This window comes from Arthrobacter sp. 05L421 (genome assembly GCF_056397785.1).
The window spans coordinates 16,234-40,779 of the sequence record NZ_JBFTOC010000001.1 but is presented as its reverse complement, the minus strand read 5'-3'; the positions used below and the strand labels follow the sequence as shown (position 1 = coordinate 40,779).

The window sequence follows — 24,546 nt, the reverse complement described above, 5'->3', positions numbered from 1 at the left end:
GTCAGGGGGCTAGGACACATAGCGTAGGCTTAAAAAACCATGGCAAACATTGATTTTCCCGCTGAAATCCGCGCACTGCGGGCCACCTATGCGTCCATCGAGAACGTCTCGAACGTCGAGGCGCTCAAGGAAGACATCGCCGAGCTCAGCGAGCGGGCCGGTGAACCCAATCTGTGGGACGACCCCGCCGCGGCACAGATCATCACCTCGAAGCTCTCGCACAAGCAGACCGAGCTCGAGCGCCTCAACAAGCTGGCGTCCCGGATCGACGACCTCGAGGTCCTCGTCGAACTCGGCCAGGACGAGGACGACGCCGATTCCATGGGCGAGGCAGCCGCGGAACTCGAATCGGTCCGCAAGTCACTGTCCGAGCTCGAGGTGGTCACCCTGCTCTCCGGCGAATTCGACGAGCGCGAAGCCGTGGTGACCATCCGCGCCGGCGCGGGCGGGGTGGACGCGGCGGACTTCGCCGAAATGCTGCTGCGGATGTACCTGCGCTGGGCCGAGCGCCACGGCTACCCGACCACCATCATGGATACCTCCTACGCCGAGGAAGCCGGGCTGAAGTCCGCAACCTTCGAGGTCAAGGCGCCGTACGCCTTCGGCACGCTCAGCGTCGAGGCCGGCACCCACCGCCTGGTCCGGATCAGCCCGTTCGACAACCAGGGCCGGCGCCAGACCTCCTTCGCCGCCGTGGAAGTGATCCCGTTGATCGAGCAGACGGACTCCATCGACATCCCGGACAACGAGATCCGCGTTGACGTCTTCCGCTCCTCCGGCCCCGGCGGCCAGTCCGTCAACACCACGGACTCCGCGGTGCGCCTGACCCACATTCCCACCGGCACCGTGGTGTCCATGCAGAACGAGAAATCGCAGCTGCAGAACCGCGCCGCCGCCCTGCGCGTGCTGCAGTCCCGCCTCCTGCTGCTGAAGAAAGAGCAGGAGAACGCAGAGAAAAAGGCGTTCGCCGGCGACGTCAAGGCCTCGTGGGGAGACCAGATGCGCTCCTACGTCCTGAACCCGTACCAGATGGTCAAGGACCTCCGCACCGAGTACGAGGTCGGCAACACCTCGGCCGTGTTCGACGGCGAAATCGACGATTTCATCGACGCCGGCATCCGCTGGCGGACGGACAACCGGAACGCCGAGAAGTAGGCGCCGAACTGCCACTGGCCACCCGGCCGGGAGGTCCCTGACAATCGCGCGACACGCCCCGCCGTTCCGGCGGTTCCGCCGTTACCCGTGCGTATAGTCGAGGGGCCGGAGCTCTACTTCCCCCAAACGAAAGCCCTTGCCCCGGCGGCAGAACCGGGCCCTCGCGGCCCACCCTGCAGGGTACTTAGGGCCATGATCCGTTTCGAAAATGTCACCAAGGTCTATGACCAGAAGGCGCGGCCGGCGCTGGATTCGATCAACCTTGAGATCGACCGTGGTGAATTCGCCTTCCTCGTCGGTGCCTCCGGCTCGGGAAAATCCACGTTCCTGCGCCTGGTCCTCAAAGAGGACCGCGCCTCTTCCGGCGCCGTCTACGTCGCCGGCCAGAACGTCGCCAACATCTCCAGCTGGCGCGTGCCGCGGCTGCGCCGCGGAATCGGCGTCGTCTTCCAGGACTTCCGCCTGCTGCCGCAGAAAACCGTCTTCGCCAACGTCGCCTTCGCCATGCAGGTCATCGGCAAGAGCCGCAGCGTCATCCGCGACACCGTCCCCGAGGTCCTGAAAACCGTGGGCCTTGAAGGCAAGGAAAACCGCCTCCCGCACGAGCTCTCCGGCGGCGAGCAGCAGCGCGTGGCGATCGCCCGCGCCGTCGTGAACCGCCCCGGCATCCTGCTGGCCGATGAGCCCACCGGAAACCTGGACCCCACCACCTCCATGGGCATCATGGGCGTGCTGGACAAGATCAACCAGAACGGCACCACCGTGGTGATGGCCACGCACGACGACGACATCGTCAACGAGATGCGCAAACGGGTGGTGGAACTCAAGAACGGCGTCGTGATCCGCGACGAGGCCAAGGCTCTCTACACCTCCATGATTCCCATCGTGGGCCAGTCGCGCCGCCTGCGCGACGCCAGCGGCCGCGACGAACCGCAAATCATCCCGCCCCGGCCCGGGTCACGCGCCGAAGCCCGCGCAGAGATCCGCACCGCAGGGGAGGCCCAGGCGTGAGGCTTGCATTTGTCCTGAGCGAGATCGGCAGCGGCCTGCGCCGCAACCTGTCCATGGTGATCTCCGTGATCCTGGTGACCTTCGTGTCGCTGACCTTCGTCGGTGCCGCCGGCATGCTGCAGCTGCAGATCAACCAGATGAAGGGCTACTGGTACGACAAAGTCCAAGTGGCCATCTTCCTCTGCAGTGACGGTTCGACGGCGCCCGGCTGCGCCACCGGCCCGGCGACGCCGGAGCAGGAGGCCAACCTGCGCAAGCTGCTGCAGTCGCCCGCGGTGGCCCAGTACGTCAACGACTTCCAGTACGAGTCCAAAGACGACGCGTACAAGCACTTCAAAGAACAGTTCTCCAATTCCCCGATCGTTGACTCTGTGACCCCGGACCAGCTTCCGGCCTCCTTCCGGATCAACATGAAGGACCCGGAGAAGTACGAGATCATCAGCGAGACCTTCTCCTCCCAGGCCGGCGTGGAGACCGTGATCGACCAGCGGCAGCTGCTGGAGCGGCTGTTCTCGGCGATGAACGCGGCGTCCCTGGTGGCCGTGAGCGTCGCCGGCGTCATGATCGTTTGCGCCATCCTGCTGATCGCAACCACCATCCGGCTGTCCGCGTTCAGCCGCCGCCGGGAAACAGGGATCATGCGCCTGGTGGGCGCGTCCAAGATGGTCATCCAACTGCCGTTCATCCTCGAAGGCGTCATCGCCGCGGTGATCGGCGCCGCCTTGGCCTCCGTCACCCTGTGGGCCGTGGCCCACTTCTTCCTCGGTGAGGTCCTGTCCAAGCAGTATCCGGACACCGCGTTCATTTCCCCGGGGCAGACCTTGATCCTGGCTCCTGCCCTGATTGGCCTGGGCGTCGTCCTGGCCGGGACTTCCTCCCTGCTGACCCTCCGCCGGTACTTGCGGGTCTAGCTTTGCGCATCGAAAAGGGAATGCTTATGACAACGTTGGCCCGCCGCCCCCTCCCGCAATCGCTCCGGCAATCCCTCCGGCATCGGCTGGTGGGACGCCGCAGCCGGATGATCAGCGCCACCCTGGCGCTGGTCCTGGCGGGGAGCATGGGAGCCTCGGGTCCGATGGCAGTCGCCGACAGCCTTGAAGACCAGCAGGCCGCGCTCCGCGACGAGGCGGCCCGGGTCCAGGACTCCCTCGAGTTCGTTGACGCCAAGATCTCCCAGGCCGCGGCGGACCTGGTGCTGTACCAGGGGCAACTCCCGGGCGCCCAGCAGGCCCTTCTGGATGCCCAGGGCCGGGTGGCCGGCGCGGTCCAGGAAGTCGAGGCCCTGGCGGCCCGCGTGGACCTGGCCCAGCAGAACAAGGCAAAAATCACGCAGCAACTCGAATCAGACAAGCAGAAGATTGCAGGCACCCGGAAGCTGATCGGGCAGATCGCCACGCAGGCTTACATGTCCGGCGGCGTCCCGTCCAACTTGTCGTTGTTCTTCGGCTCGAACCAGGGCAGCAGCCTGACGGACACCATCGACCTCGCGGACCAGGCCCTTCGGAGCCAGAACTCCGCGATGGACAAGCTCACTCAGCAAAGCGCAACCAATACCAACGCGCAGGCCCGGCTGGCCGCCGTCGAGACTGAAATCACGGATCTCAAGGCCAAGGCCGACGCCGCACTGGCACGGGAAAAGGCAGCCCGGGACGAGGCCGAGGCCAAGAAGGCCGCGGTGGACAAGCTCATCGCGGACACCACCAGGCTCGACGCGCAGCTCCAGGCCGCCAAGCCCGGCATCCAGAACAAGATCGCCCAGGTCAAGGCCCAGCAGGACGCCGTCGCCGCCGAAATCGCCGAACGAGACCGGAAGCTGCGTGAGGCGTGGCTCGCCGAGCAGCGGCGCATCGCCGAGGCCGCGGCTGCGGCTGCCCGTGCCCAAGGACAGGCCGTCCAGCCGTACGTGCCGCCCGCCCAGGGCTCACCGTCGGCCTTCGGCCTCCGACACCCGTTCAACGCCAACATCCCCATCACTTCCGGATTCGGCTGGCGGGCGACGCCGCCCGGCACCATCGACTTCTACGGCACGGGCGGCTACATGCACACGGGCATCGACTTCGGCGCCACGTGTGGCACACCTGTGTATGCCGCAGCGGCTGGCACCGTCTTCTCAGCGGGCTGGGGGAACGACGGCGGCGGTAACCGGGTGAAGATTTCCCACGGCGTGGTGCAGGGCAACTCGCTGACCACGATCTACTATCACAACACGTCCGTGACGGTCTCGGTCGGCCAGCACGTTGAACAGGGACAGCTGATCGCCTACTCCGGGACCACAGGAAACTCCACCGGCTGCCACGCGCACTTCGAGACCTGGCTCAATGGCCGGGCCGTGGACCCGATGAACCTGCTGTAGCCCCGCCCGGGCCATCCGCTGCGGCAGCCGCCCTGCCGTAAACTGGAAAGACTCCGCACCACCTGGCCGGAGTGAACACCAATAAAACCTAGGAGTCCTACCGTGCCCAAAGAAAGTGGCCGTAAGGTAGTGGCCACCAACCGCAAGGCCCGGCACGACTACCTCATCCTTGACACCTACGAGGCCGGCATTGCGCTGATGGGCACGGAAGTTAAGTCGCTGCGCGAGGGCCATGCCTCGATGGTTGACGGCTTCTGCACGTTCTACAACGATGAGCTGTGGATGGAGGGCATCCACATCCCCGAGTACCACCAGGGGAGCTGGACCAACCACGCCGCACGCCGCCGCCGCAAGCTGCTGCTGCACCGCGAGGAGCTCACGAAGATCTCGCATAAGATCCGCGAATCAGGGTTCACGATCGTGCCCCTGCAGCTGTACTTCGTCGACGGACGCGCGAAAGTTGAAATCGGCGTCGCCCGCGGCAAGAAGGAATACGACAAGCGCCACACGCTGCGCGAACAGCAGGACAAGCGCGAGGCGCTGCGGGTCATGCGCGAACGCAACCGCCGCTAACGCAGCAGGCCCCCGGGGAATGTTTCCCGGAGGTGGTGCGTTATGATGGGTAGTCCGGGAAGGATACGAAAGTATCCAGCCCGGGTTTGATAAAAAAATACGGGGATGATCGGTTTCGACGATGTTAGTCGCGACAGGTGAAGCGGGCCGAGGATGCAGAATTATCTCGTAAACGCTGTCTGCAAACCAATAAGTGCCGAATCAAAACGCACTGACTTCGCTCTCGCTGCCTAAGCAGTAAGACAGTCCGTCAGCCCGAGGTTGCTATTGCCCCGGATCCTGGCGTCATTTAGATAGCCACTGCTGTTTACCTCCGTCATCGGGGTAAACGGGACTCTTAGATGACTGGGCCCGGATCAGCCAGCTGTTTGTAGCATGGCTGGGGCCGAGAAAATCCAACGCAAACTGCGCCCGGAGAAGCCCTGACAACACGACATCGGACGGGGGTTCAATTCCCCCCATCTCCACATAGGGGCCCCGGCAACGGTGCTCCACCCCCGTATTGGGTACACAGAACTCCCCGCTGACTTCGGTTGGCGGGGAGTTTTGTGCGTTAAGGGCGGCTCCTGAAGCGGGCGGTGCACCCTCAGCGCGGCCAGCACGCCGCGGAAGGCCGGAAGAACCCGAAAGCCCTTCCGCCTCGCGGAGGAATTCACCATACTTGGCAATCATGCCGATGGATCCAATTAACCCGAATCAATATCACCCGTCACCGCGCGACTGGTCAGACCAGGTCATCTACTTCCTGCTGATAGACCGTTTCTCCAACGAATTGGAGGACGGCTACAAGGACGCCGCAGGGCAGATCGTGCAGGGCAGCACGCCGCTGTTTTCGCCTGGGGACACGAACAATGCCGTACAGGCCGCCACCGATATGCAGAACTGGGAGAATGCGGGAACCCAGTGGCTCGGCGGGACCTTGAAGGGGATACAGTCCAAACTCGGCTACCTGACAAGGCTCGGAGTCACCGCGCTCTGGATCAGCCCCATACTGCGGCAACGGCCCGGCGCGGATGATTACCACGGCTATGGCACACAGAACTTCCTCGAAGTTGACCCGCACTTCGGCACAGCCCAGGACTTCAAAGAGCTGGTGACCGCTGCCCACGACGCCGGGCTTTACGTCATCCTCGACGTCATCCTCAACCATTCCGCGGACGTGTTCCAGTACGCCACTGTCGATGCCACCACCGGGCAGCCCTATGTTCCCGTGTGGACCGGGGCCACCTATCCTGTGGCCGGTTGGCGGGATCCTGGCGGCGCTCCCAGCCTGCCGTTCCCCGCGCCGGTTAATCCGCCGGATACGGACAGCGCGGTCTGGCCGGGTGAACTCCAGTCCGACGTCGCTTTTACCCGCAAGGGCCAGATCGTCCACTGGGACGATCCCCAGGAGACAACCGAGGGGGACTTCTTTGGGCTGAAGGACATCCATCAGGGGGCCGGGCCGGTGGACGAATATCAGCCCTCGGCCGCCTTCCAAACCCTCGTCGAGGCGTATAAGTACTGGATCGCGGATGCAGACATCGATGGCTTCCGCGTGGACACGGTCAAGCACATGGACCCGGGTGCCACGCGGTACTTCGCCTCCACCATTCATGAGTTCGCCCAGACCCTCGGCAAGGATTCATTTTTCCTCGTCGGAGAAATCACCGGGAGCCGCGAAGAGGCCATCAGGCTCCGGGACCAGACCGGGCTCGATGCTGCGCTGGGCTTGGCGGACGTGCAAGGACGGATGGTCGATGCCGTCAAGGGCTGGGGCGACCCCGCCGGCTACTTCGATCTCTTCCGCAACTCGATCCAGGTCGATAAAGCGACCCACACCTGGTTCCGAAACCACGTCGTCACAACCTTTGACGACCACGACCTGGTCCGCCAAGGGAAAAGCTACAAGGCACGGTTCGCCGCCGACCAGGACGGCCGGGCCCTGGAGCTCGCCATCCTTGCCCTGAACGCCACCACGCTCGGCATCCCGTGCATCTACTACGGCAGCGAGCAGCGATTCGACGGGAAATTTCCGCCGCAGGTCAATCCGGCGCCCACCGATGACTTCAAGGCAGACCGGTACATCCGGGAAGCGATGTTCGGCGGCCCGTTCGGATCGTTCCGCAGCCGCGACAGGCACTTCTTCGATGAGTCAAGGGACAGCTATCAGGAACTTGGAAAAATCCTGGCCGTTCGGAAGACGGAACTAGCGCTGCGGCGCGGCCGGCAGTACCTGCGCCCCATCTCCGAGGACGGCGACACCTTCTGGTACCCGGAACGCATCGGCGCCGGACGGATGACCTCAATCGTGGCCTGGAGCCGGATCGTGTCGAACAGAGAGGTTATCTGCGCCATCAACACTGATTGGGCCGCCCAGAGAACAGCATGGGTAACCATTGATGCCGGCCTGCACTCGGCCGGGGACAAGTTCGAATGCCTCTATTCAACGGACCAGACCAAGGTGGGCTCCCTGGCAGCCGCTGAGCCACGGAACGGCTTGGCGATCAGGATCGATGTCCCCCCGGCGGGTTTCGTCATCATGGCACCCTAAATCCCAGCGCCCTAGAATCCCAGCGCCCTAAGTCCCAGCACCGTGGAATCGCAGCGCGAGCAGACCAGCGCCCTAAATCGCCCGTGACACAGGGAAGGGAAGTGTCGTCAGACACCTCCCTTCCTGACCCGATCCCCGAACGTCACGTGCCGAGGATCTTCGCCTTCTGGGCCACGAACTCCTCTTCGGTGAGAATTCCCTGCTCCTTCAGCGCTCCGAGCTCCTTGAGCTGCTGGATGGCGTCGTCGCTGATGCCACCGCCGCCGGCGGGCGGGGGAGGGGGCGGCGGCTGCTGGTAGACAGGTTGCTGGTATGCCTGTGGTGGCGGTTGCTGCTGCGCCATCTGCGCATCGTAGGCCTCCTGCTGCTTGGCCGCGGTCGCTGCGTCCTTCTCGGCGAACTTTGAAGCCTGCCGGCGCTGGACGCGGCCGTTCACCGCCGACGCCGTTCCCGCCACTACCGCCGTCCGGGCCATACCCCTAAGAAGTCCCATAATTCTTTTCCTCTCACGTCTCTTCTTCTGCGTCGGATTATGCGTCGGCTACCGGCGGTGCGGACTCGGCGGCCTCGAGGGCGTCGAGCGCTTCCATCACGTCCGGCGCAGGGATCCGCGTGCTTGCGATGAGCTCGCCCCCGCTTTCGCGGACGGCCGATACGAACGGTGCTGCCCATGTGTTCTCGTAGACAATCAGCGCGGCGACCGTACCTGGCAGGACGGCGGCCGTTGCCTCGGCAATATCGTCATCGCCGAGAAGCCCTGTCCGTGCGCCTTCGAAGTAGGCGAAGCTAGCCGCTGGGCCACCTGGGTCGGTGAGTTCGAGCACCTCCACCGTGCCGTCCTCGTTCTTCATGATGACGAGGAGATCGAAGAGGCGGATCACGCCCTGCTCGACGAGTTTGACGAGTTCTTCACTGGCCCGTCCCGTCAGTCCCGCCAGGGGGAACTCGAGGAGTACGAAGTCGACCGGCCCGTGGGCCTCGGTCTCCGGTGTGGTAGTCACTGGCATTCCTCCGGTCTGTTTCGGGCGCACCGTCCAGCGCGCTGTCCTTAGTGTGGACGTCCCCTCCCGGGGACGTCACCACCCGCGCCGAATGATTCTGTTGCCGAACCCCCGGCTAGGCCGTCGGGGCCGAGCCGTGGGTCAGGACACTGGCTCTCCCGACGAGGGATCTCAAGAACACTAAAGCGCCTACGGAAGTCCCCCCGCATCATCCGTTTCGGGTGAGTCCGAGGGGGCACATCATAGGGCCGGAAGCAACGGCTTCCGGCCCTATGAGTATTCAGCGCTTCTTGATGTGTGCCACAGGATCGGTGTGGGCATCAACGACGTGCTTCGCCTTTTTCTCGGCCCGTTTTTCCTTGATGGTCTTGACCGACTTTTTCGAAACGCTCTGGTGCGGCGTCTTGTCAGGCATGGTGCTCTCCCTCACGGCTGGGGCCCGGGGTGGCCCCGTCTTTTAAGCTACGCCTCGGGAACCGCGGCGTCCACGATGCCTGCGAAGCGGCTGCCGACGCCGTCATACACACTGCGCACGAGCCCGGGTCCGAGGACGGGGATGTCGCGGGCCTCGTGGTGCGCGCAGCAGACATAGGTGAAGTCCGGCCACCATTTCTTGGGCCGTGCGGCTTCGGAGAATCCACAGACGGCGCAGGTCAGCTGGACCCAGACGGGCCGCTTGCCTGTCCGGTTTGCCCTGGACTGGACCAGCCAGGCCGGGGGGTTGTCCAGCAGTTCGCCGAGCTCGGCCTCGGACAGCCGTGCGGGGATGCCGTGACGGTGCGCCATTTCCAGGGGGATGTCGAGGACCTGGGCTGCTTCACGTCGCGTAATCATCCTTCAACGATACGGGAACGACGGCACCCTAAAGGCCCTCAGCCGGCGAGATAGAGCCCGCAGGCCGCGGCCGCGAGCCCCGCGAGCAGATTCGAGGCTACGTTGAGCGCCGCCGCCCGGTAACGCGTTTCGCTGACCAGGCGGACCGTTGCGGTGGTCCATGAGCTGAAGGTGGTCAGGCCGCCGGCCAGTCCGGTGGCGATGGCCGCGTGCCAGTCGGCTCCCAACTCCATGTGGCCGGTCAGGCCCACGGCTAAACCGATGATGAACGATCCGGTGACGTTGACAGCAAACGTTGCCCACGGCCAGTGCGGCCGGGAGCCTTGGTGGTGCGCAAACCAGGAGTCGACGGCGAACCGCAGCAGTGCTCCCGCCACGCCGCATGCCCCGACCACGAGCGCGGTGATCATTGGGCACCTCCGCCGAGGTCGGCGATCGCTTTGCCGGTTTTCCAGCCGGCGGCGGCGGCCCCGAGGCCCAGGACGAGCGAGAGCCCGAGGTAGGCCAGCCAGGTGGCGTGATAGCCGCCGCGGAACTGCTGGTCAATGACTATGACCAGCGCTGAAAAAGTGGTGAAGGACCCCAGAAGGCCGGGGCCGATGCCGGCGCGCAGCCAGAACGCCGTCTGTGGCCGCGCGATCCAGATGGTGGTCAACGTGGCCAGGATGAAGCTCCCGGCCACGTTGATCGCCAGCGTGGTCCACGGCACCTCACCGGCGTTGTCGGGGAACATCAGGCCGGCGCCGAACCGCAGCTCAGTTCCGATCAACCCGCCGACGGCGACGGCGGACCAGGCCTTCCAGCCCGGTACGCCGGGGCGCGGCACGGTCCGGCGATCGTCCAGCGCGCTTTTCACTCAGCTCACGTTTCAATCATGGGCGGGGGCGCTGCAGCCTGCGTGCGCGGCATCGCTGTGGACCCAGAGGGCCGAGGCGACTTCTTCGGCAAAGTCGAATTCCCGCGGTGCCGCGGCGGCACCGATCCGCACCACGATCGGACCGCCGAACGGCCTCCGGCCCACCACCTCCACCTCGGCGTCGAGGTCGATGTCCTGGGCGGCGAGGTAGCGCAGCAGCTCCGGGTTCTCGTCGCTGATCCGGGTGATCCGGCCGGTATGGCCGTCGTCGAGTTCGCTCAGGCGGTGGGCGGCGGGCACCAGCACGGAGCCGTCCGCGGCCGGGATGGGATCGCCGTGCGGGTCCCGGGCGGGGTTTCCGAGCTTGGCCGCCATCCGCTCAATGAAGGTGTCGGAGACGGCGTGCTCAAGGAGCTCTGCTTCGTCGTGGACCTCGTCCCAGCGGTAGCCGAGCTCCCGGACGAGGAAAGTCTCGAGCAACCGGTGCCGCCGGACCATGGACAGGGCGAGCCGGACGCCGTCGCTGGTGAGAGTGACGGCACTATAGGGCTTGTGGTCTACGAGGCCTTGGTCCTTGAGCTTGCGGACCATTTCCGAAACCGAGGAGTTGGCGACGCCCAGGCGCTGCGCCAGCTGCGTGGAGGTGATGGGTTTCGGCTGCCATTCGGTGAACGAATAGATGACCTTGACGTAGTCCTCGATCGAGGAGGAGGGCGCACTGGTCTTCACAGACCTAAGCCTACCGTCAGCTTCCTCGGGAGAAAGTGAGCCACAGCAGCACCAAATTAAGTGCCACGACGAGCACCACGCTGATGATGGCTGCGATGCGGAGGGCCAGGCCGTCGGCAAACCGGCCCATCAGGGCCTTGCTGCTGGTCAGTACCACCAGCGGGACGAGGACAAAGGGAATCCCGAAGCTGAGGACCACCTGGCTCAAGACGAGCGCCCAGGTGGGGTCGAAGCCGACCGCCAGCAGCACAACGGCCGGAATCAGGGTCACCACGCGCCGGGCCATGACAGGAATCTTGATCTTGAGCAGGCCCTGCATGATGGTTCCGCCTGCATAGCAGCCCACCGAGGTCGAGGCCAGGCCGGACGCGAGCAGCCCGACTGCGAAGATCACACCGATGATGGGGCCGAGATTGGCGGTGATGGCGGCGTGCGCGCCCTCGATCGTCTCCGTGCCCTCTTCCCCGCCAAGGGTGGAAGCGGCAAGGAGCAGCATGCCGATGTTGACCAGCCCGGCGATCGCCAGCGCGGCCACGACGTCGAACCGGGTAGCCCTGACCAGGCGCGCGACGGCCGCCGGTGGAACATGCAGGTGTTCGTCTGGGCGGTGCCGGTCCCGGGACAGGGCCGAATGGACGTAGATGGCGTGCGGCATGACGGTAGCGCCGAGCATGCTGGCGGCCAGCAGCACAGTCTCCGGACCCTGGAAGCCGGGCACCAGCCCGGCCAGGGCGGCGCGCGGATCCGGCGGGCTGATGAACAGCCCGGCCAGGAAACCGATGGTGATGATGCCGAGCAGGAACATGATGATGAATTCGAAGGGCCGCTGTTTCTGTCGGGCCTGCACCGCGAGCAGGAGCATCGACACCGCACCGACAATCACGGCGCCAAGGGGGAGGGGGAGTCCGAAAAGCAGGTACAGGGCGATTGCCCCGCCCACCACCTCGGCGAGGTCGGTAGCGGCGGCCACGACTTCGGCCTGCAGCCAGAAGGCGCGGCGCCAGAACGGTTTGAGCCGCTCGCCGAGGATCTCCGGGAGGCTCTTTCCCGTGACGATTCCGAGCTTGGCGGACTGGTACTGGACTAGGACTGCCATGATGTTGGCGGCCACGAGTACCCACACCAGCAGGTAGCCGTACTGTGCGCCTGCGGTCAGGTTGGCGGCCACGTTTCCGGGGTCCACGTAGGCGATCGATGCCACGAACGCCGGCCCCAGCAGGCCGATCAGGGCCTTGCGGGCACCCGGATGTTTATAGGTGCGCGCGTCCTGCGGCGACTGTTCGTGGCCCCTTACATCCAGCACTGCCAGCTCCCGTGAATGGCGCGTCTGCGTTGACGCGATGATCGGTACCGGCCCGAAAAGCGCCCGGTTCAAAGTTTCGCATGCCTACAAGCGATTATTAGGCATACCGAAACAATATGCCCCGGCCGGGGCCTTACGCAATCCGGAAGGCCCGCCACGTCTGGGTCAGGTAGGGCAGCCGGAGCACTGCGCCTGGGGCATGGCCCAGATGCTCGTGCAGGTACCAGTCGAGGTTGGACATTACTTTGGCCCGGGTGGAATCCGATGCCGCGAGGTAGTAGCTGCGGGACTTGGTCAGCTCCTGGATGTCCGCCGTGGTGACCGAATCCTCCCACCGGGTCAGGTGGCTCTCCAGCCCGGTGAACTCGGAACCCACGGGCGGGCGGAAGTGCGGTTTGTGGACGTCCCCGGCGTGCATGATGCGCGAGAGCCGGTGCACCCAGGGCACAGCGGTGTCCAGTTGGTTCCAGATCAGGCCCAGCACGCCGTGCGGCCGCAGGATCCGGGCAATCTCGGTGCTCGCCAGGCGGGGATCGCACCAGTGCCATGCCTGGGCGACCGTGACGAGATCGAACGTCTCCGGCGGCAGGCCCGTGTCCTCGGCGCTGCCCTCGATGGCGGTGACCTCCGGCAGGGTGCGGCGCAACTGCTCCAGCATGTCGGCCGAGGGATCAACGGCCACCGTATGCAGGCCGCGGGCCGCCAGAAGCGCAGTGAACTTGCCGGTGCCGGCGCCGATGTCCGCGGCATCCTTGGCCCCCGCCGGGATCAGCCAGTCGGCCGACTCCTGCGGATACCCCGGGCGGACGCGTTCGTAGTGCTCGCCGCCGTCCTGGAAACTTTGGCCGAGTTCCTGGCGCCGCTCACTGTGGAGCTTGGGCCCGCCGCTTGCCACGTGCGCTCTCCTTCGGGAAGGTACTGCTGGTTTCAGATACCTTTCGAATTTACCGCACGGGCGCCGTGCCTAGTCCTCCGTGCAGGGCGCGGCACCGGCGGTGCCCGGGGTGTTCGGGGCCCAGTGGGGGTAGCTGCGGGTATCGTTGGCCGGCACCCAGCGGCCGGCGTCCACCACGTAGTCCCAGCCGAGTCCGTTCTGCCGCAACTGCTGCAGGCCGGCGAGCAGGCGCTCGGCATCCTCCAGCCGTGAGCCGAGGCCGAAGCTGGCCCGCAAGGAGCCGGCGGGCAGGCCGAGCCGCTTGAGCAGCGGGTGGGCGCAGAAGCGCCCGTCGCGCAGGCCAATGCCGTGTTCGGCCGACAGGTAGGCGGCCACCAGCCCGGCGTCGTAGCCTTCCACGGAAAAGTTCACGACGCCGATGGTGCCGGTGCCCGGCAAGTCGCCTCCGGGGGAAGAAGCGGTGGACGAATCGGCAAAAATCCGGTGCACGGTCACGCCGTCGATGCCCTGCAGGCCCTCGACGAGGAAGGACCGGATGGCGTCCTCGTGGGCCTGCCACTGTTCCGGGTCCAGGGCTGCGATCACCTGGGTGGCGCGGGCCAGCGCGGCCGCACCGAGGACGTTCGGCGAGCCGCCCTCGTGCCGGGCGGGTCCGGTGGTCCAGCTGACGGAGTCGAGCCGGGCGTCGCGGACTGCGCCGCCGCCGGCCAGGTGCGGGGTGCCGGCGTCGAGCCAGTCCGTCCGGCCCACCAGCACGCCGGTGCCGAACGGGGCGTACAGCTTGTGCCCCGAGAAGGCGAGGTAGTCGACGTCGTCCGCGGTGATGTCGATCCGCCGGTGCGGGGCCAGCTGTGCGGCGTCGACAACGATCCTGGCGCCGTACTCGTGCGCCAGGGCGGCGAGGGTCCGGATCGGCAGGATTTCCCCCGTGACATTGGAAGCGCCGGTGACGGCAAGCAGGCTGACGCCGCCGCGCGCGAGCTCGTCCCGCAGGCGGTCCACGGTGGCCGCGAGGGTGGGGGCAGCGACGACGCTGCGGTGCGGGACACTCTGCCAGGGCAGGAGGTTGGCGTGGTGCTCGATGTCGAGATACAGGACCTCGCCCGTGGGCCGGCCGTCACGGAGCGGCAGGCAGCCGGCCAGCAGGTTCAGGGAATCGGTGGTGTTGCGGGTGAAGATCACGGAATCGTCCGCCCGGCCGCCCACGAAGTCCCGCACGATGTCCCGGGCATTCTCGTAGACGGACGTGCTGATCTGCGATGCGTAGCCGGCGCCGCGGTGCACGCTCGCGTAGTAAGGCAGGATTTCGTTCAAGTAGGCCGAGACCACGGACAGGGCCGGGGCGGAGGCGCCGTAGTCGAGGTTGGCGTAGCGGGCATGGCCGCCTGTGATCAGCGGGGCCTGGATTTCGGCCCCGGTGACGGCCGCCAGCGGGCGGCCCGCGAGGGCGTGAAATTCGGGGGCAGCGGGAAAAATGGCAGTTGTCATGGGACCTCACTCGACCAGGACCCCCACATCGTGGGAATCCGCGCTTGCCGGGTCCGTTCCGGACCGGCCAGGTCGTCACCCGGGGCACCCCACCGCGTCTGGAGGGTTGCCGGCCAGCAAACCGGGGTTTAGCGCTGGCACTCGTGACCTGCATCGAGCGTAGGACATACGCGCAGCCGGGGAAAAGGCGGTCACCGATTGTGAAGCGGATTGTTACGGACCAGGGCTACGGAGCCGCCGTGACACCATCCAAGGACGGCACTGTGACGCGGCGCGCCGGGCAGGCTCCCGGGCATCCGCCGCGCGGATCGGCCCCGCCGCACGCTCTCATCCCAGACTCCGCCTCCCTCAATTCCCAAGTCGGCCGCCTCAAGCCGACCACAGTGGCGGTCCCGGGGCTCCGGCCGCCAGCGGGCTGGACGCTGAGGCCGAACAGGGCTTCCAGCGCAGCCGCGTAGTCGTGCTGGCGGCCGTCCGTGGCCAGTTCCCTGGCGCGGACCGTGGGGAGGTGAAGCAGCCGGCGGACCAGCCGGCGCATCGCGAGGTTCACATCCTCTGCCTGGGCGCCGCGCCCATGTTGCTTCATGGTGCGCTCCACTTCGGCCTCGAGGACCTGCTGGACGTGCCGGCGCAGGGCCACGATGGCGGCGTCGACTGCGCGCAGTTCCTCTCGATCTTCGAAACGGTGCGCCGCCTGCCGGACCATTGTGCGGGCGAGGCGGAGCGCCTCGGAGTCCGCAGGGGGAGCCGCGGATCGCACTGAATCCAGGGTGATCAGTTCAATGCCCGGCAGATCCGCCACGTGGGGGTCGAAGTCATGGCTCAGAGCGAGATCGACGACGGTGAGGGCACGGCCACTGCCACCTCTCCACTGCGCCAGTTGGCCGGCAGCGATGCGCGTCTCCGTGCCGCTGCAGCCAATCAGTATGTCTGCCCGGGCAACAGCGGCGGGCAGCACCTGTGCCGTCAGCGCCGTGCCACCCCTGCTTGCCACAAAGGCCTCCGCGCGGCCGGATTGGGAGAAGACGGAAATGGTGGGGCATCGTTTGCTCCTGAGGATCTCCGCGACGCACGCGGCGTAGGAACCGGTGCCGAAGAGGACTACGGAAGCATCAGTCAGGGACGGGTACGCGACTCCGGCAGTGGCCAGTTCAAGGGCCACCGATGCTATGGACCTGCTGGCGCTGCTGAGCGTGGTCCGCGCCCCCACGTCCCTGCCCGTGCGGGAGGCCTCCTGAAACAGCCGGACCAAAAGCCCGCTCGCAGTACCTGCGGCTTGTGCTTCAGCGAGGGCGCGGCGGACCTGGCCGGCGACTTGACGCTCACCCACCACAACGGAGTTTAGGCCGGCTGCAACGGCGAAGAGATGCTCCGCCGCGGACGCGCCAGACGAGTGTTCGAACAGGGACGCAAGCCGGACGGCGGGCAGGCCCGTGCAGAGGCGGACCGTACCCAGGGCAACGGTGCAGGCGGCATCTACATGGTCCCTGGACGCCACCTCGCAGTAGATCTCGAAGCGGCTGCAGGTGGACACGACCACGGCTCCGGACACGGCGGAACTGCTGGCGAGCAGATGTTGGCCCAGCTCCGAGGAGACGGCCTGGAGCCGGGCGGCGGACTCAATGTCCAGGTCCCGGTACTTCGCAACCAGGACCAGTAGAACCGGACCGACGCCGACGTCGGGGGTTTCGGGATCCTTGGGGTGAACCGATCCAGACATGGCTGCCCTCCTGCCACTCGATGCCCGCTCCACGCCTTGACGGCAGCGAAGCTGGGGACAGCGTCGTACAGCGGCCCTTGGGAATCCTTGAGGGGGGCCTAGAGGAGGTCGTCGAGGTCGGGGTTGAGCCGCTTGAGGACTTCTGAGTGGAGGATGGAGTTGGTGGCGAGGGCGTTGCCGCCGAAGGGGCCGTCCTCGCCCTCGAGCGAGGTGAAGCGGCCGCCGGCCTCGGTAACGATCGGCACCAGGGCCGCCATGTCGTAGAGGTTCAGCTCAGGCTCGCAGGCGATATCCACGGCACCCTCGGCCACGAGGCAGTAGGACCAGAAGTCGCCGTAGGCACGGGTGCGCCAGACTTCCTCGGTGAGGCCCAGGAACTCGTCCAGGTTCCCGCGCTGCTTCCAGCCGCCCAGGCTGGAGTAGGACAGCGAGGCGTCCTCGAGGTTGGAGACGTTGGAGACCTTCAGCCGTGTGGCGGCGGCGAGCGAGCGGCCTGTGTAGGCGCCCGCACCCTTGGCGGCCCACCAGCGTTTGCCCAGCGCCGGCGCGCTGACGACGCCGACCACCGGCTCGCCCTCATCGACGAGGGCGATCAGGGTGGCCCAGACCGGGACGCCGCGGACAAAGTTCTTGGTGCCATCGATCGGGTCAATGATCCAGCGGCGGGAGCCATGGCCAGAACTGCCGAATTCTTCGCCCAGGACCGCGTCGCGCGGCCGGGACCGGGAGAGCTGGCCACGGATGGCCTCCTCGGCGGACTTGTCGGCATCGGTGACGGGCGTCAGGTCCGGCTTCGTCTCGATCCGAAGGTCGAGCGCCTTGAAGCGGCTCATGGTCTGGGAGTCGACCGAATCTGCCAGGACATGGGCAAGGCGCAGGTCATCGTTGTAGCTTGAAGCGGGTTGGCTCATGGTTCCAAACTACCGGCAAACCGGGCTGCCGGGCGGGAGGCCGCGGCCCGGCGCCGAAGGTCCTACTGCGGGGCCGGCTAGGAGACGGTGCCCAGTTCCTTGGTTTCCTGCGCTTCCATCCGCGGGTCTGTGCCCAGCAGCCGGCGCAGGGACGCGAGCCTGGCGGGTCCGGAGGGCCCGGCATGCCCGGCGGCAACCCACTTGTCGACGCCGCAGTTGACGGCGGTGGCGTCGTGCTTGCAGCCGCGTTCGCAGTCGTCGGTGCCCGGTTCCAGGTCCGGGAAGGAGCGGAGGATCCGGTCCGGGTCCACATGGGCCAGCCCGAAGGACCGGATGCCGGGGGTGTCGATGATCCAGCTGCCGGCCGGGGCATCGTTGACTTTGAGCGCCAGCGCGGAGGACGACGTGTGCCGGCCGCGGCCCGTGACCGCGTTGACGCCTCCCGTGGCCCGCTCGGCCCCGGTCAGGGCGTTGACCATGGTGGACTTGCCGACGCCGGAATGGCCCAGCATCACGGTGACCTTGCCGTCGAGGTAGTTGCGCAGCTGGGACACCGCGTCCTTGTCGAGCCGTGCGGAGAGCCCGTCGTCGGAGCGGGCGTCGATGCCGGAAGCGGCGGAGTCTGCGGTCTTGGAGATGATGACGGGGAAATCGAGATGCTGGTAATTGGACAACAGCTCGGCGGGATCCTTGACGTCGGCTTTGGTGACGAGCAGCAGCGGCTCAATGCCGGCGTCGTAGGCCGCTACCAGCGCGCGGTCGATGAAGCCGGTCCGCGGCTCGGGGTTGGCGGCGGCAACCACCACAACCAACTGGTCGGCGTTGGCCACCACGGCGCGTTCGATCGGGTCCGTGTCGTCGGCGCTGCGGCGCAGCAGCGTCTTGCGGTCCTGGATCTTGACCAGCCGCGCCAGGGTGTCGGGCTCGCCGCTGACGTCCCCCACCAGGGAGACGAAGTCGCCGGCAACCACGGGATTGCGGCGCAGCTCCCGGGCCCGGGCCGCAATGATCTTGCGTTCGTCGGCGGTCCCTTCGGCGACGACGGCGGTGTAGCGGCCGCGGTCCACGGTGATGATGCGTCCGGTGACGGCGTCGTCGTAACTGGGCCGGTCCTTGGTGCGGGGGCGGGTGCCCTTCTTGTTAGGACGGATCCGGACGTCGGACTCGTCCCAGGAATCAGTGCTGCGTGCCACCGGCGGTGTCCTCATCTGCGGCGGGTCCCTGTGCCAGCATTGCTTCCCAGAGTTGCGGGAAATCGGGCATCGTCTTGGCCGTGGTCGCGATGTCCTCGACCTCCACGTCGGGCACGGCCAGGCCGAGAATGGCGCCGGCAGTGGCCATGCGGTGGTCCGCGTAGCTGTGCACCACACCGCCGTGCAGCGTGGCCGGTCGGATGATGAGTCCGTCGGCGGTCTCTTCGGCGTCGCCGCCGAGGCCGTTGATTTCGGTGACGAGGGCCGCGAGCCGGTCCGTTTCGTGGCCCCGGAGGTGGGCGATGCCGGTCAGCCGCGAGGGGCCGGTGGCGAGGGCGCAGAGCGCGGCCACAGTGGGGGCGAGCTCGCTGGTCTCGTCGAAGTCGCCGCCCTTGATCTCCGGGCCGCCGCTGACGGTCAGGGTGCCGGCATCCATTGTCACGGTCGCGCCCATGGCGGTCAGGATGCCGCGCCAGAGGTCACCGACCTGGGTGGTCGCCGCGGGCCAGTCCGGGATCCGCACGGTTCCGCGGGTGGCCAGGGCCGCCGCGAGGAAGGGCCCGGCGTTGGAGAGGTCCTGCTCGATCCGCTGGTCGAAGGAGCGGATCGGCCCGGGGGAGACAATCCAGTGGTTCGGCACTGAGTCATCGACCGCTACGCCCACGCCGCGCAGCACGGCCACGGTCATGTTGATGTGGTCCAGGCTCGGTACGGGCTTGCCGACGTGTTCCAGATGGAGCCCTTCGGTGAAGCGGGCGCCGGCCAGCAGCAGGGCGGAGACGAACTGGGACGACGCGCTGGCGTCGATGATGAGGTGGCCGCCGCGTACTTCGCCCGTGCCGTGGACGGTGAAGGGCAACGACGACGCCGGACCGCCGTCGGGCGCGTTCACTGCCACACCCAGCCCGGCCAGTGCCTCGATGATGGTGCCCATCGGGCGTTTGCGGGCGTGCGGGTCGCCGTCGAAGCGGGACTCGCCGCGGCGCAGCGCCGCCACCGGAGGCACAAAGCGCATGACCGTGCCGGCCAGGCCGCAGTCGATCGCGGTGTCCGCCGCAGCGGCGTCCAAGCTGATCGGGCTGATTTCCAGGTCCGGGCCGAAGGCGCCGTCCCCGGGAACCTCCGTGACGGTGGCCCCCAACTGGCGCAGGGCCTCAATCATCAGTGCGGAGTCCCGGGAGTGAAGGGGGGCCCGCAGCCGGGACGGGCCGTCAGCGAGGGCGGCCAGCACGAGGTAGCGGTTGGTCAGGGACTTGGACCCCGGAACGGTGACAGTGGCATCAACCGGCCGCTCGGCCAGGGGTGCGGGCCAGTGCGGAACGACGCCGGCAGTATGGAGGCCGGCAGAGTGGGAAGGGGCAGCTGCTGAGGGGGTGGTCCCAGTCATTACCGTCTTAGGCTCCGGCTGTGTGGTCTACGGCCTTGCGGACAACTTTGTCGGCCTTTTTCAGCTGCTTGTTGGTGGTCTTCCGGGCATCGGCGGCGAGGTGGCTGGCGCTCTTCTTGGCATCCGCGGCCAGGTGGCCCGCGCGCCAAGCCAGGCTGGGCTTGCCGGCGGTATCGACAGCGGCCAGGAGAACGCCGCCGGTGAGGGTGACGTTTTTCAGAAGCTGCTTGCGGCGGGCGTCGCGGGCTTCCTTCGAGGAGATGTCCGCGCTGCGCCATTCCACGTAACCGTTCAGGACCGAAATGACGGCGAGCAAGGTGGCGGCCAGCCGTGCGGACTTGCCCAGGGCGAAGCAAACGCCGGCGCCGATCTGGGTGCCGCCGATCACGCGTGCCACGACTTTTTCGTTGGGCTGGAAGGGCAGTGCGTCGGCCGTGCGGCGCAGCAAGGGGGACAGCTGTGCCGCAGTGTCATCCGCGTTCTTGAGCTTGTCCATGCCGGCGAGGACGAAACTGGAGGCGAGCATGGGCCGGGCGAGAAAGCGGACAAACGACATGAATTTCCTCCTGGATGGACAAACCGCGGCTTCACTGCGGGAGAACCGGTTCTAGTCTTGCACTTTTGCGGAATATTTGCCCGCAGGACGTGGTTGTGAAAGACAGATCCCAACGGTTTCCCAGCCGTGTCACAGTGCCGGCGTGCCTGAACCGTTCTCCTTGTTGGAGCGCCGGTGCAGCGGGGTGGGGTAGGTACGGCCAGACAGACACGGCTGGATAAACAGAGCTGGATAAACGCAGGCGAACGGACGCAGCTTAGGAAGGCGGAGATTTGACGAGGGTGTTGGACAGGGCGGAACCGGAAGCCGGTAAATCATGGACCCTCGAGCTTCCGGCAGTTCCGGGTGCCCGGCGGAAGGTGACAGTAGACTTGAACGCAATGAGCACCATGGACCCGGCCGTAGCGGCCATGCACGAGGTTGCCGGAAACGACGCCACGCCCACCAAGACACCTGATTCCGGCACGTCCGGCACACCAGAACGGCCCGCTGTGCAGAATTCGCCTGTGCAGAATTCGGCAGATGGTCGTGCTGTGCAGGCGCCCGCTGATGGACCCGCCGCCCTGGAAACCGAGGTCGACGGAAAGCCCCTGGACGTTGCCACGGAGTCCGCGGACGAACGCCGGGTGCGCTTTGAACGCGACGCCATGCAGTACGTGGACCAGCTGTATTCGGCGGCCATGAGGATGGCCCGGAATCCCTCCGACGCCGAGGACCTGGTCCAAGAGGCGTACACGAAGGCGTTTTCCGCGTTCCACCAGTACAAGCCGGGAACCAATCTGAAGGCCTGGCTGTACCGCATCCTCACCAACACGTACATCAACTTGTACCGGAAGCGTCAGCGCGAGCCGCTGCAGTCGAACTCGGACACCATCGAGGACTGGCAACTCGCCCGCGCCGAGTCGCATACGTCCTCGGGGCTGCGTTCGGCGGAGGCCGAGGCCCTCGACCATCTGCCCGACTCCGATGTGAAGCGCGCACTCCAATCGATTCCGGAGGAGTTCCGGCTGGCCGTGTACTTCGCCGACGTCGAGGGCTTCGCGTACAAGGAAATTTCAGACATCATGAACACCCCCATCGGGACCGTCATGTCCCGGCTGCACCGCGGCCGGAAGATGCTGCGGGACATGCTTGCGGACTATGCCGCCGAACGGGGATTCAAGGGCGCAAGCGAGTCAAGCGCCGCGGCCGACAGCAACAAACAGGAGAATAGGAAATGAGCGACTGCCAGGGACTGGGCGATTGCGACGACGCCCGGATGCAACGTATCTATGAATATCTGGATGGTGCGCTCACGCGTGAGGACATCACAGAGATCAAGGACCACCTGGACAGCTGCCCGGAGTGCCTGGAGCAGTACGACCTCGAATGTGTCATCCGCGTGATGGTCAAGCGTTCGTGCACCGAAGCAGCTCCGGATAACCTCAAGAACGCCATCCTGGACCGGATTCACTCGATCCGGACTGTGGAAGCCTGAGCCCGGCTTTCTACCCAGATAAACGAATGACCCCGGAAGCCGTAAGGATTCCGGGGTCATTCGTCTAAAGCTGTCATTCCAAGCTTTGCTTAGGCGTTGGGGCGCTTACCGTGGTTCGCGCCGCCACGCTTACGGTCACGACGTTTACGTGCACGTTTGCTCATAGCTGGCCTCCTTAATCTTGGTACTCAAAAGAGCTGCCCTCAAGTCTCCCACATCGAGGCACCCGCCGCGAACCGGGGACGTGCCGCTACGGGGCCGTGACCACTTGCGAGTGGGGTGGTCAGCTTTCCAGCGAATTGCGGATTGAGATCCGGGCCTGGTCCAGCACGGTCTTGACCGTTTCGAGCGTGACGGCGGTGACGGGATGGCTGCCGGCGTGCCGCCGCAGTTCCACCCGCATGTCGTCGCGGAAGGCCTGCACCAGCATTTCCGCTTCCTTCAGGCGCCGCTCGCCCTCAGGGGAGAACCGCGGGCTCCCCGCGCCGCCGGCAGAACCCGCTGCGCGCGCGGAGGTCCGTGCCGCCTCCGCCGTTGCCGCGAGATCGGCCCGTAGGCCGCGCATGTTGACGCGGATGTCCTGGCGCAGGTTGTCGGCCAGCCGGCGGACCGAGGCCGAAATGTCGTTCTCGACGCCGGCGAGTTCGTCCCGCCGGCTGTTGAGCTCCGTGAGTCCCGCCGGGGTGATGCTGTAGTTGGTGCGGCGGCCCTCCGTGTGGGTGGCAACGAGCCCTTCTTCTTCGAGCTTGCCCAGGCGCGGGTAGATGGTTCCGGCGCTGGGGGAGTAGGTGCCGCCGAAACGCTCGCTGAGCGCCTTGATGAGTTCGTAGCCGTGCTTTGGACCTGATTCGAGCAGGGCGAGCAGGTACAGCCGCAGCGCGCCATGGGCGAAGACGGGAGGCATCAGAGGGCCGTTTCGGTGTCCGCGGTGGGCTGGCTGTGGAAGACCGACGTTTTTCCCGAAACCGAGTTGGTCCGGACCAGCATCAGCTTGGCGTCCGGTCCCGCGATGGTCTGCACCGTGCCGCTGGGCTGGGCGTACGTCTTGTCATCGATGACCACCGCCCCGCTGGCGGATTTGGCGACAATGTCGACGCCGATGTCGTGCGGAACCCGGATGGTGACGTCGCCCGAGACTGAATTGGCGCCAAAATCTTGGGTGAAGCCGTGCAGATCGAAGTTCAGGTCGCCGCTGACGGTGTTCGCGCGGATGTGGCTGAATTCCCCCGAGGCCGTCACTTCGCCGGAGACGCTTTTGGCGGTCAGGACGCCGCGGTGGTTGCGGGCAATGACTTCGCCGCTGACCGTGTTGACGGAGAGTTCACCGGAGGTGCCGTCCGCCAGCACGGAGCCCGAGACGGTGTTGAGCCGGGCGTGGCCGCTGATCCCGGAGACCATGCCGTCGCCGCTCACCGTCCCGGCTTCGACCTCGACGCCGGCGGGCAGGGCGATGCTGATGACCACGGAGTTGCTGCTGCCGTTGTTGACGGTGCTCATCAGGTTCTTGAACCAGCCCTGCGGACCGTGCAGCTGGTGGCGGACTTCCAGACGGCCGTTGACGACGGAAACCGACAACGGATCGCCGTCGATTTCGGAGACCTCGATCCTGGCGACGTCCTCGTCATGGGTGACGATGTCGAAGCGGCCGCGGACAATGCCGAGTTTGAGGGAGCGGACGCCGTCGACGTCGATGGTCTGCGGACCGGTCACGGTCCACGTGTTCTCTGACATGGTTCCTCCGGAAAGGCGAAAGGTGCTGGGCAACTAAAGATATATCGCGACTATGAAGTCACGATATATCGCGCCCGCTGCCAGGTCAAGATATATCGCGAAAATCCGCAGGAGTGCGGTCCGGTGCGGCCGGTTGCGGGGTGGCCGGCCTATTCCGGCGCGTCCAGGCCGAGCCACTGGAACCAGCCGCGGTGCAGCACGAGCCACGCCATGAGGCCATACCCGGCTTGGCCGGGCGTGCCGCCGTTGGCCGCGAGGTCCTGGCGCCATTGCTCGTGGTTCAGCAGCGGCGAGAAGGTGTCGACGTAGAGGTGTTTCCGGCGCGTCGTGACGTCGGCGAAGGCGGTGTTGAGTTCGCCGAGCCTGCGGTTCTGGATGGGGTCGAGCGTGGGCGGGGGGCCCACGACAAAGACCTCGATCTTGTTCTGCGAGGCGGAGTCCAGGATGTTGGCGAGGTTCAGGCGGCTGCGGGCCGTGGACAGGCCGAACTCAATGTCGCGGCCGGACAAGCCGATCACCAGGCGGTTGTCGTGATGGTTGCCGAAGCGGCGGCCTGCCTCCTCGAGCCAGCGCGCGGCGATACCCTCCGTGCCTTCTTCCGGGCATGGCAGGGAGTAGCACTCCAGTGCGACGCTGTCCTGCGGCGTGCGGGCCAGGACCCGCCCCCACCAGCCCAAGGCACGCGGATCACCGAGCCCGGCCAACAGCTCGTCCCCAACGGCTGCAATCCGCAGCTTCCGATCTTCCACGACTACCTCTTCACTTCAACGCTGTCCATCAAGCTGACCACTAACAGTCCATTAAACAGAACTGCCCGGCCGGAGTGTTGTCTTTCTTTCT

The 24,546-nt window shown here is 66.3% G+C and carries 27 protein-coding genes, 1 other RNA gene and 1 riboswitch; of the genes, 9 read left to right on the top strand and 19 right to left on the bottom strand.

All coding sequences use genetic code 11. The features are described from left to right. The first annotated feature begins 39 nt into the window (after positions 1-39). The 7 genes from prfB (at position 40) to AC1DKQ_RS00170 (ending at position 7,625) form a co-directional block, all read left to right on the top strand. Positions 40-1,155, top strand: a complete 1,116-nt coding sequence (gene prfB, locus AC1DKQ_RS00200) for a peptide chain release factor 2 (protein WP_476917891.1) — start codon at positions 40-42, stop codon at positions 1,153-1,155. Between the two features lie 192 nt (positions 1,156-1,347). Continuing rightward, a complete protein-coding gene (gene ftsE / locus AC1DKQ_RS00195; protein WP_476882867.1) occupies positions 1,348-2,166 on the top strand; it encodes a cell division ATP-binding protein FtsE in 819 nt (272 codons plus the stop codon). Then, positions 2,163-3,077 carry a permease-like cell division protein FtsX gene (gene ftsX / locus AC1DKQ_RS00190; protein ID WP_476917890.1) on the top strand — a complete coding sequence of 305 codons (915 nt, stop codon included), beginning with the start codon at positions 2,163-2,165 and terminating at the stop codon, positions 3,075-3,077. The genes ftsE and ftsX overlap by 4 nt, the downstream gene beginning before the upstream one ends. Positions 3,078-3,103: 26 nt before the next feature. Next, entirely contained in the window at positions 3,104-4,519 is a 1,416-nt protein-coding gene (locus tag AC1DKQ_RS00185) for a peptidoglycan DD-metalloendopeptidase family protein (RefSeq protein ID WP_476917889.1), read from the top strand. A 102-nt stretch (positions 4,520-4,621) separates the two neighbouring features. Continuing rightward, entirely contained in the window at positions 4,622-5,092 is a 471-nt protein-coding gene (gene smpB, locus AC1DKQ_RS00180) for an SsrA-binding protein SmpB (RefSeq protein WP_476882870.1), read from the top strand. Positions 5,093-5,193: 101 nt separating this feature from the next. Then, positions 5,194-5,562: a transfer-messenger RNA gene (ssrA, locus tag AC1DKQ_RS00175) on the top strand. Positions 5,563-5,762: 200 nt separating this feature from the next. After that, entirely contained in the window at positions 5,763-7,625 is a 1,863-nt protein-coding gene (locus AC1DKQ_RS00170; RefSeq protein WP_476882871.1) for an alpha-amylase family glycosyl hydrolase, read from the top strand. A 142-nt stretch (positions 7,626-7,767) separates the two neighbouring features. On the opposite strand, the gene AC1DKQ_RS00165 is transcribed toward AC1DKQ_RS00170, so the two are convergent. The 15 genes from AC1DKQ_RS00165 to AC1DKQ_RS00095 all read right to left on the bottom strand — a co-directional run bounded on the left by AC1DKQ_RS00165 (position 7,768) and on the right by AC1DKQ_RS00095 (position 20,498). Next, positions 7,768-8,118 (bottom strand): SHOCT domain-containing protein, encoded by a 351-nt coding sequence (locus AC1DKQ_RS00165; RefSeq protein ID WP_476882872.1) that lies wholly within the window; start codon positions 8,116-8,118, stop codon positions 7,768-7,770. A 37-nt stretch (positions 8,119-8,155) separates the two neighbouring features. Beyond that, entirely contained in the window at positions 8,156-8,632 is a 477-nt protein-coding gene (locus tag AC1DKQ_RS00160; RefSeq protein WP_476917888.1) for a DUF6325 family protein, read from the bottom strand. A 274-nt stretch (positions 8,633-8,906) separates the two neighbouring features. Then, positions 8,907-9,041 carry a hypothetical protein gene (locus AC1DKQ_RS00155; protein ID WP_256336428.1) on the bottom strand — a complete coding sequence of 45 codons (135 nt, stop codon included), beginning with the start codon at positions 9,039-9,041 and terminating at the stop codon, positions 8,907-8,909. A gap of 47 nt (positions 9,042-9,088) precedes the next feature. Then, the gene (locus AC1DKQ_RS00150) at positions 9,089-9,460 is read right to left on the bottom strand and encodes a hypothetical protein (protein ID WP_476882874.1); all 372 of its coding nucleotides are present in this window, start codon (positions 9,458-9,460) and stop codon (positions 9,089-9,091) included. Between the two features lie 38 nt (positions 9,461-9,498). Then, entirely contained in the window at positions 9,499-9,870 is a 372-nt protein-coding gene (gene crcB / locus AC1DKQ_RS00145) for a fluoride efflux transporter CrcB (RefSeq protein ID WP_476917887.1), read from the bottom strand. Continuing rightward, positions 9,867-10,316, bottom strand: a complete 450-nt coding sequence (locus AC1DKQ_RS00140; RefSeq protein WP_476882876.1) for a fluoride efflux transporter FluC — start codon at positions 10,314-10,316, stop codon at positions 9,867-9,869. Before AC1DKQ_RS00140 ends, crcB begins: the two co-directional genes overlap by 4 nt. A gap of 12 nt (positions 10,317-10,328) precedes the next feature. Beyond that, entirely contained in the window at positions 10,329-11,045 is a 717-nt protein-coding gene (locus AC1DKQ_RS00135; RefSeq protein ID WP_476882877.1) for a metal-dependent transcriptional regulator, read from the bottom strand. Positions 11,046-11,061: 16 nt separating this feature from the next. Continuing rightward, positions 11,062-12,348, bottom strand: a complete 1,287-nt coding sequence (locus AC1DKQ_RS00130) for an Nramp family divalent metal transporter (protein WP_476917886.1) — start codon at positions 12,346-12,348, stop codon at positions 11,062-11,064. Positions 12,349-12,481: 133 nt separating this feature from the next. Further along, on the bottom strand, positions 12,482-13,243 hold the full coding sequence (locus AC1DKQ_RS00125; protein WP_476917885.1) for a class I SAM-dependent methyltransferase: 762 nt from the start codon (positions 13,241-13,243) through the stop codon (positions 12,482-12,484). A 69-nt stretch (positions 13,244-13,312) separates the two neighbouring features. Next, positions 13,313-14,731 carry an aminotransferase class V-fold PLP-dependent enzyme gene (locus tag AC1DKQ_RS00120; RefSeq protein WP_476917884.1) on the bottom strand — a complete coding sequence of 473 codons (1,419 nt, stop codon included), beginning with the start codon at positions 14,729-14,731 and terminating at the stop codon, positions 13,313-13,315. A gap of 35 nt (positions 14,732-14,766) precedes the next feature. Further along, a riboswitch (SAM riboswitch) is annotated at positions 14,767-14,880 on the bottom strand. A 77-nt stretch (positions 14,881-14,957) separates the two neighbouring features. Continuing rightward, positions 14,958-16,451 (bottom strand): glutamyl-tRNA reductase, encoded by a 1,494-nt coding sequence (locus AC1DKQ_RS00115; protein WP_476917883.1) that lies wholly within the window; start codon positions 16,449-16,451, stop codon positions 14,958-14,960. Positions 16,452-16,549: 98 nt separating this feature from the next. Further along, positions 16,550-17,362: a histidinol-phosphatase gene (gene hisN, locus AC1DKQ_RS00110; RefSeq protein ID WP_277522992.1), complete on the bottom strand. Its 813-nt coding sequence runs from the start codon at positions 17,360-17,362 to the stop codon at positions 16,550-16,552. Between the two features lie 77 nt (positions 17,363-17,439). Further along, positions 17,440-18,555 carry a ribosome small subunit-dependent GTPase A gene (rsgA, locus tag AC1DKQ_RS00105; protein WP_476917882.1) on the bottom strand — a complete coding sequence of 372 codons (1,116 nt, stop codon included), beginning with the start codon at positions 18,553-18,555 and terminating at the stop codon, positions 17,440-17,442. Further along, complete coding sequence (gene aroA / locus AC1DKQ_RS00100) at positions 18,539-19,942, bottom strand: 3-phosphoshikimate 1-carboxyvinyltransferase (protein WP_476917881.1); 1,404 nt, start codon at positions 19,940-19,942, stop codon at positions 18,539-18,541. Before aroA ends, rsgA begins: the two co-directional genes overlap by 17 nt. Positions 19,943-19,949: 7 nt before the next feature. Beyond that, on the bottom strand, positions 19,950-20,498 hold the full coding sequence (locus tag AC1DKQ_RS00095; protein ID WP_377985524.1) for a DoxX family protein: 549 nt from the start codon (positions 20,496-20,498) through the stop codon (positions 19,950-19,952). A 380-nt stretch (positions 20,499-20,878) separates the two neighbouring features. Between AC1DKQ_RS00095 and AC1DKQ_RS00090 the strand changes: the two genes are divergently transcribed. After that, positions 20,879-21,718 carry a sigma-70 family RNA polymerase sigma factor gene (locus tag AC1DKQ_RS00090; protein ID WP_476917880.1) on the top strand — a complete coding sequence of 280 codons (840 nt, stop codon included), beginning with the start codon at positions 20,879-20,881 and terminating at the stop codon, positions 21,716-21,718. Next, entirely contained in the window at positions 21,715-21,975 is a 261-nt protein-coding gene (gene rsrA, locus AC1DKQ_RS00085) for a mycothiol system anti-sigma-R factor (protein ID WP_476882886.1), read from the top strand. Before AC1DKQ_RS00090 ends, rsrA begins: the two co-directional genes overlap by 4 nt. 89 nt (positions 21,976-22,064) lie before the next feature. On the opposite strand, the gene AC1DKQ_RS00080 is transcribed toward rsrA, so the two are convergent. The 4 genes from AC1DKQ_RS00080 to AC1DKQ_RS00065 all read right to left on the bottom strand — a co-directional run bounded on the left by AC1DKQ_RS00080 (position 22,065) and on the right by AC1DKQ_RS00065 (position 24,455). Further along, a complete protein-coding gene (locus tag AC1DKQ_RS00080) occupies positions 22,065-22,139 on the bottom strand; it encodes a 50S ribosomal protein bL37 (protein WP_104061284.1) in 75 nt (24 codons plus the stop codon). Positions 22,140-22,258: 119 nt separating this feature from the next. Beyond that, positions 22,259-22,879, bottom strand: coding sequence for a PadR family transcriptional regulator (locus AC1DKQ_RS00075; RefSeq protein WP_476882887.1), 621 nt, complete (start codon positions 22,877-22,879; stop codon positions 22,259-22,261). Continuing rightward, positions 22,879-23,706 carry a DUF4097 family beta strand repeat-containing protein gene (locus tag AC1DKQ_RS00070; RefSeq protein ID WP_476917879.1) on the bottom strand — a complete coding sequence of 276 codons (828 nt, stop codon included), beginning with the start codon at positions 23,704-23,706 and terminating at the stop codon, positions 22,879-22,881. The genes AC1DKQ_RS00075 and AC1DKQ_RS00070 overlap by 1 nt, the downstream gene beginning before the upstream one ends. A gap of 149 nt (positions 23,707-23,855) precedes the next feature. Then, positions 23,856-24,455: a GDSL-type esterase/lipase family protein gene (locus AC1DKQ_RS00065; protein WP_476917878.1), complete on the bottom strand. Its 600-nt coding sequence runs from the start codon at positions 24,453-24,455 to the stop codon at positions 23,856-23,858. Between the last annotated feature and the right edge of the window lie 91 nt (positions 24,456-24,546).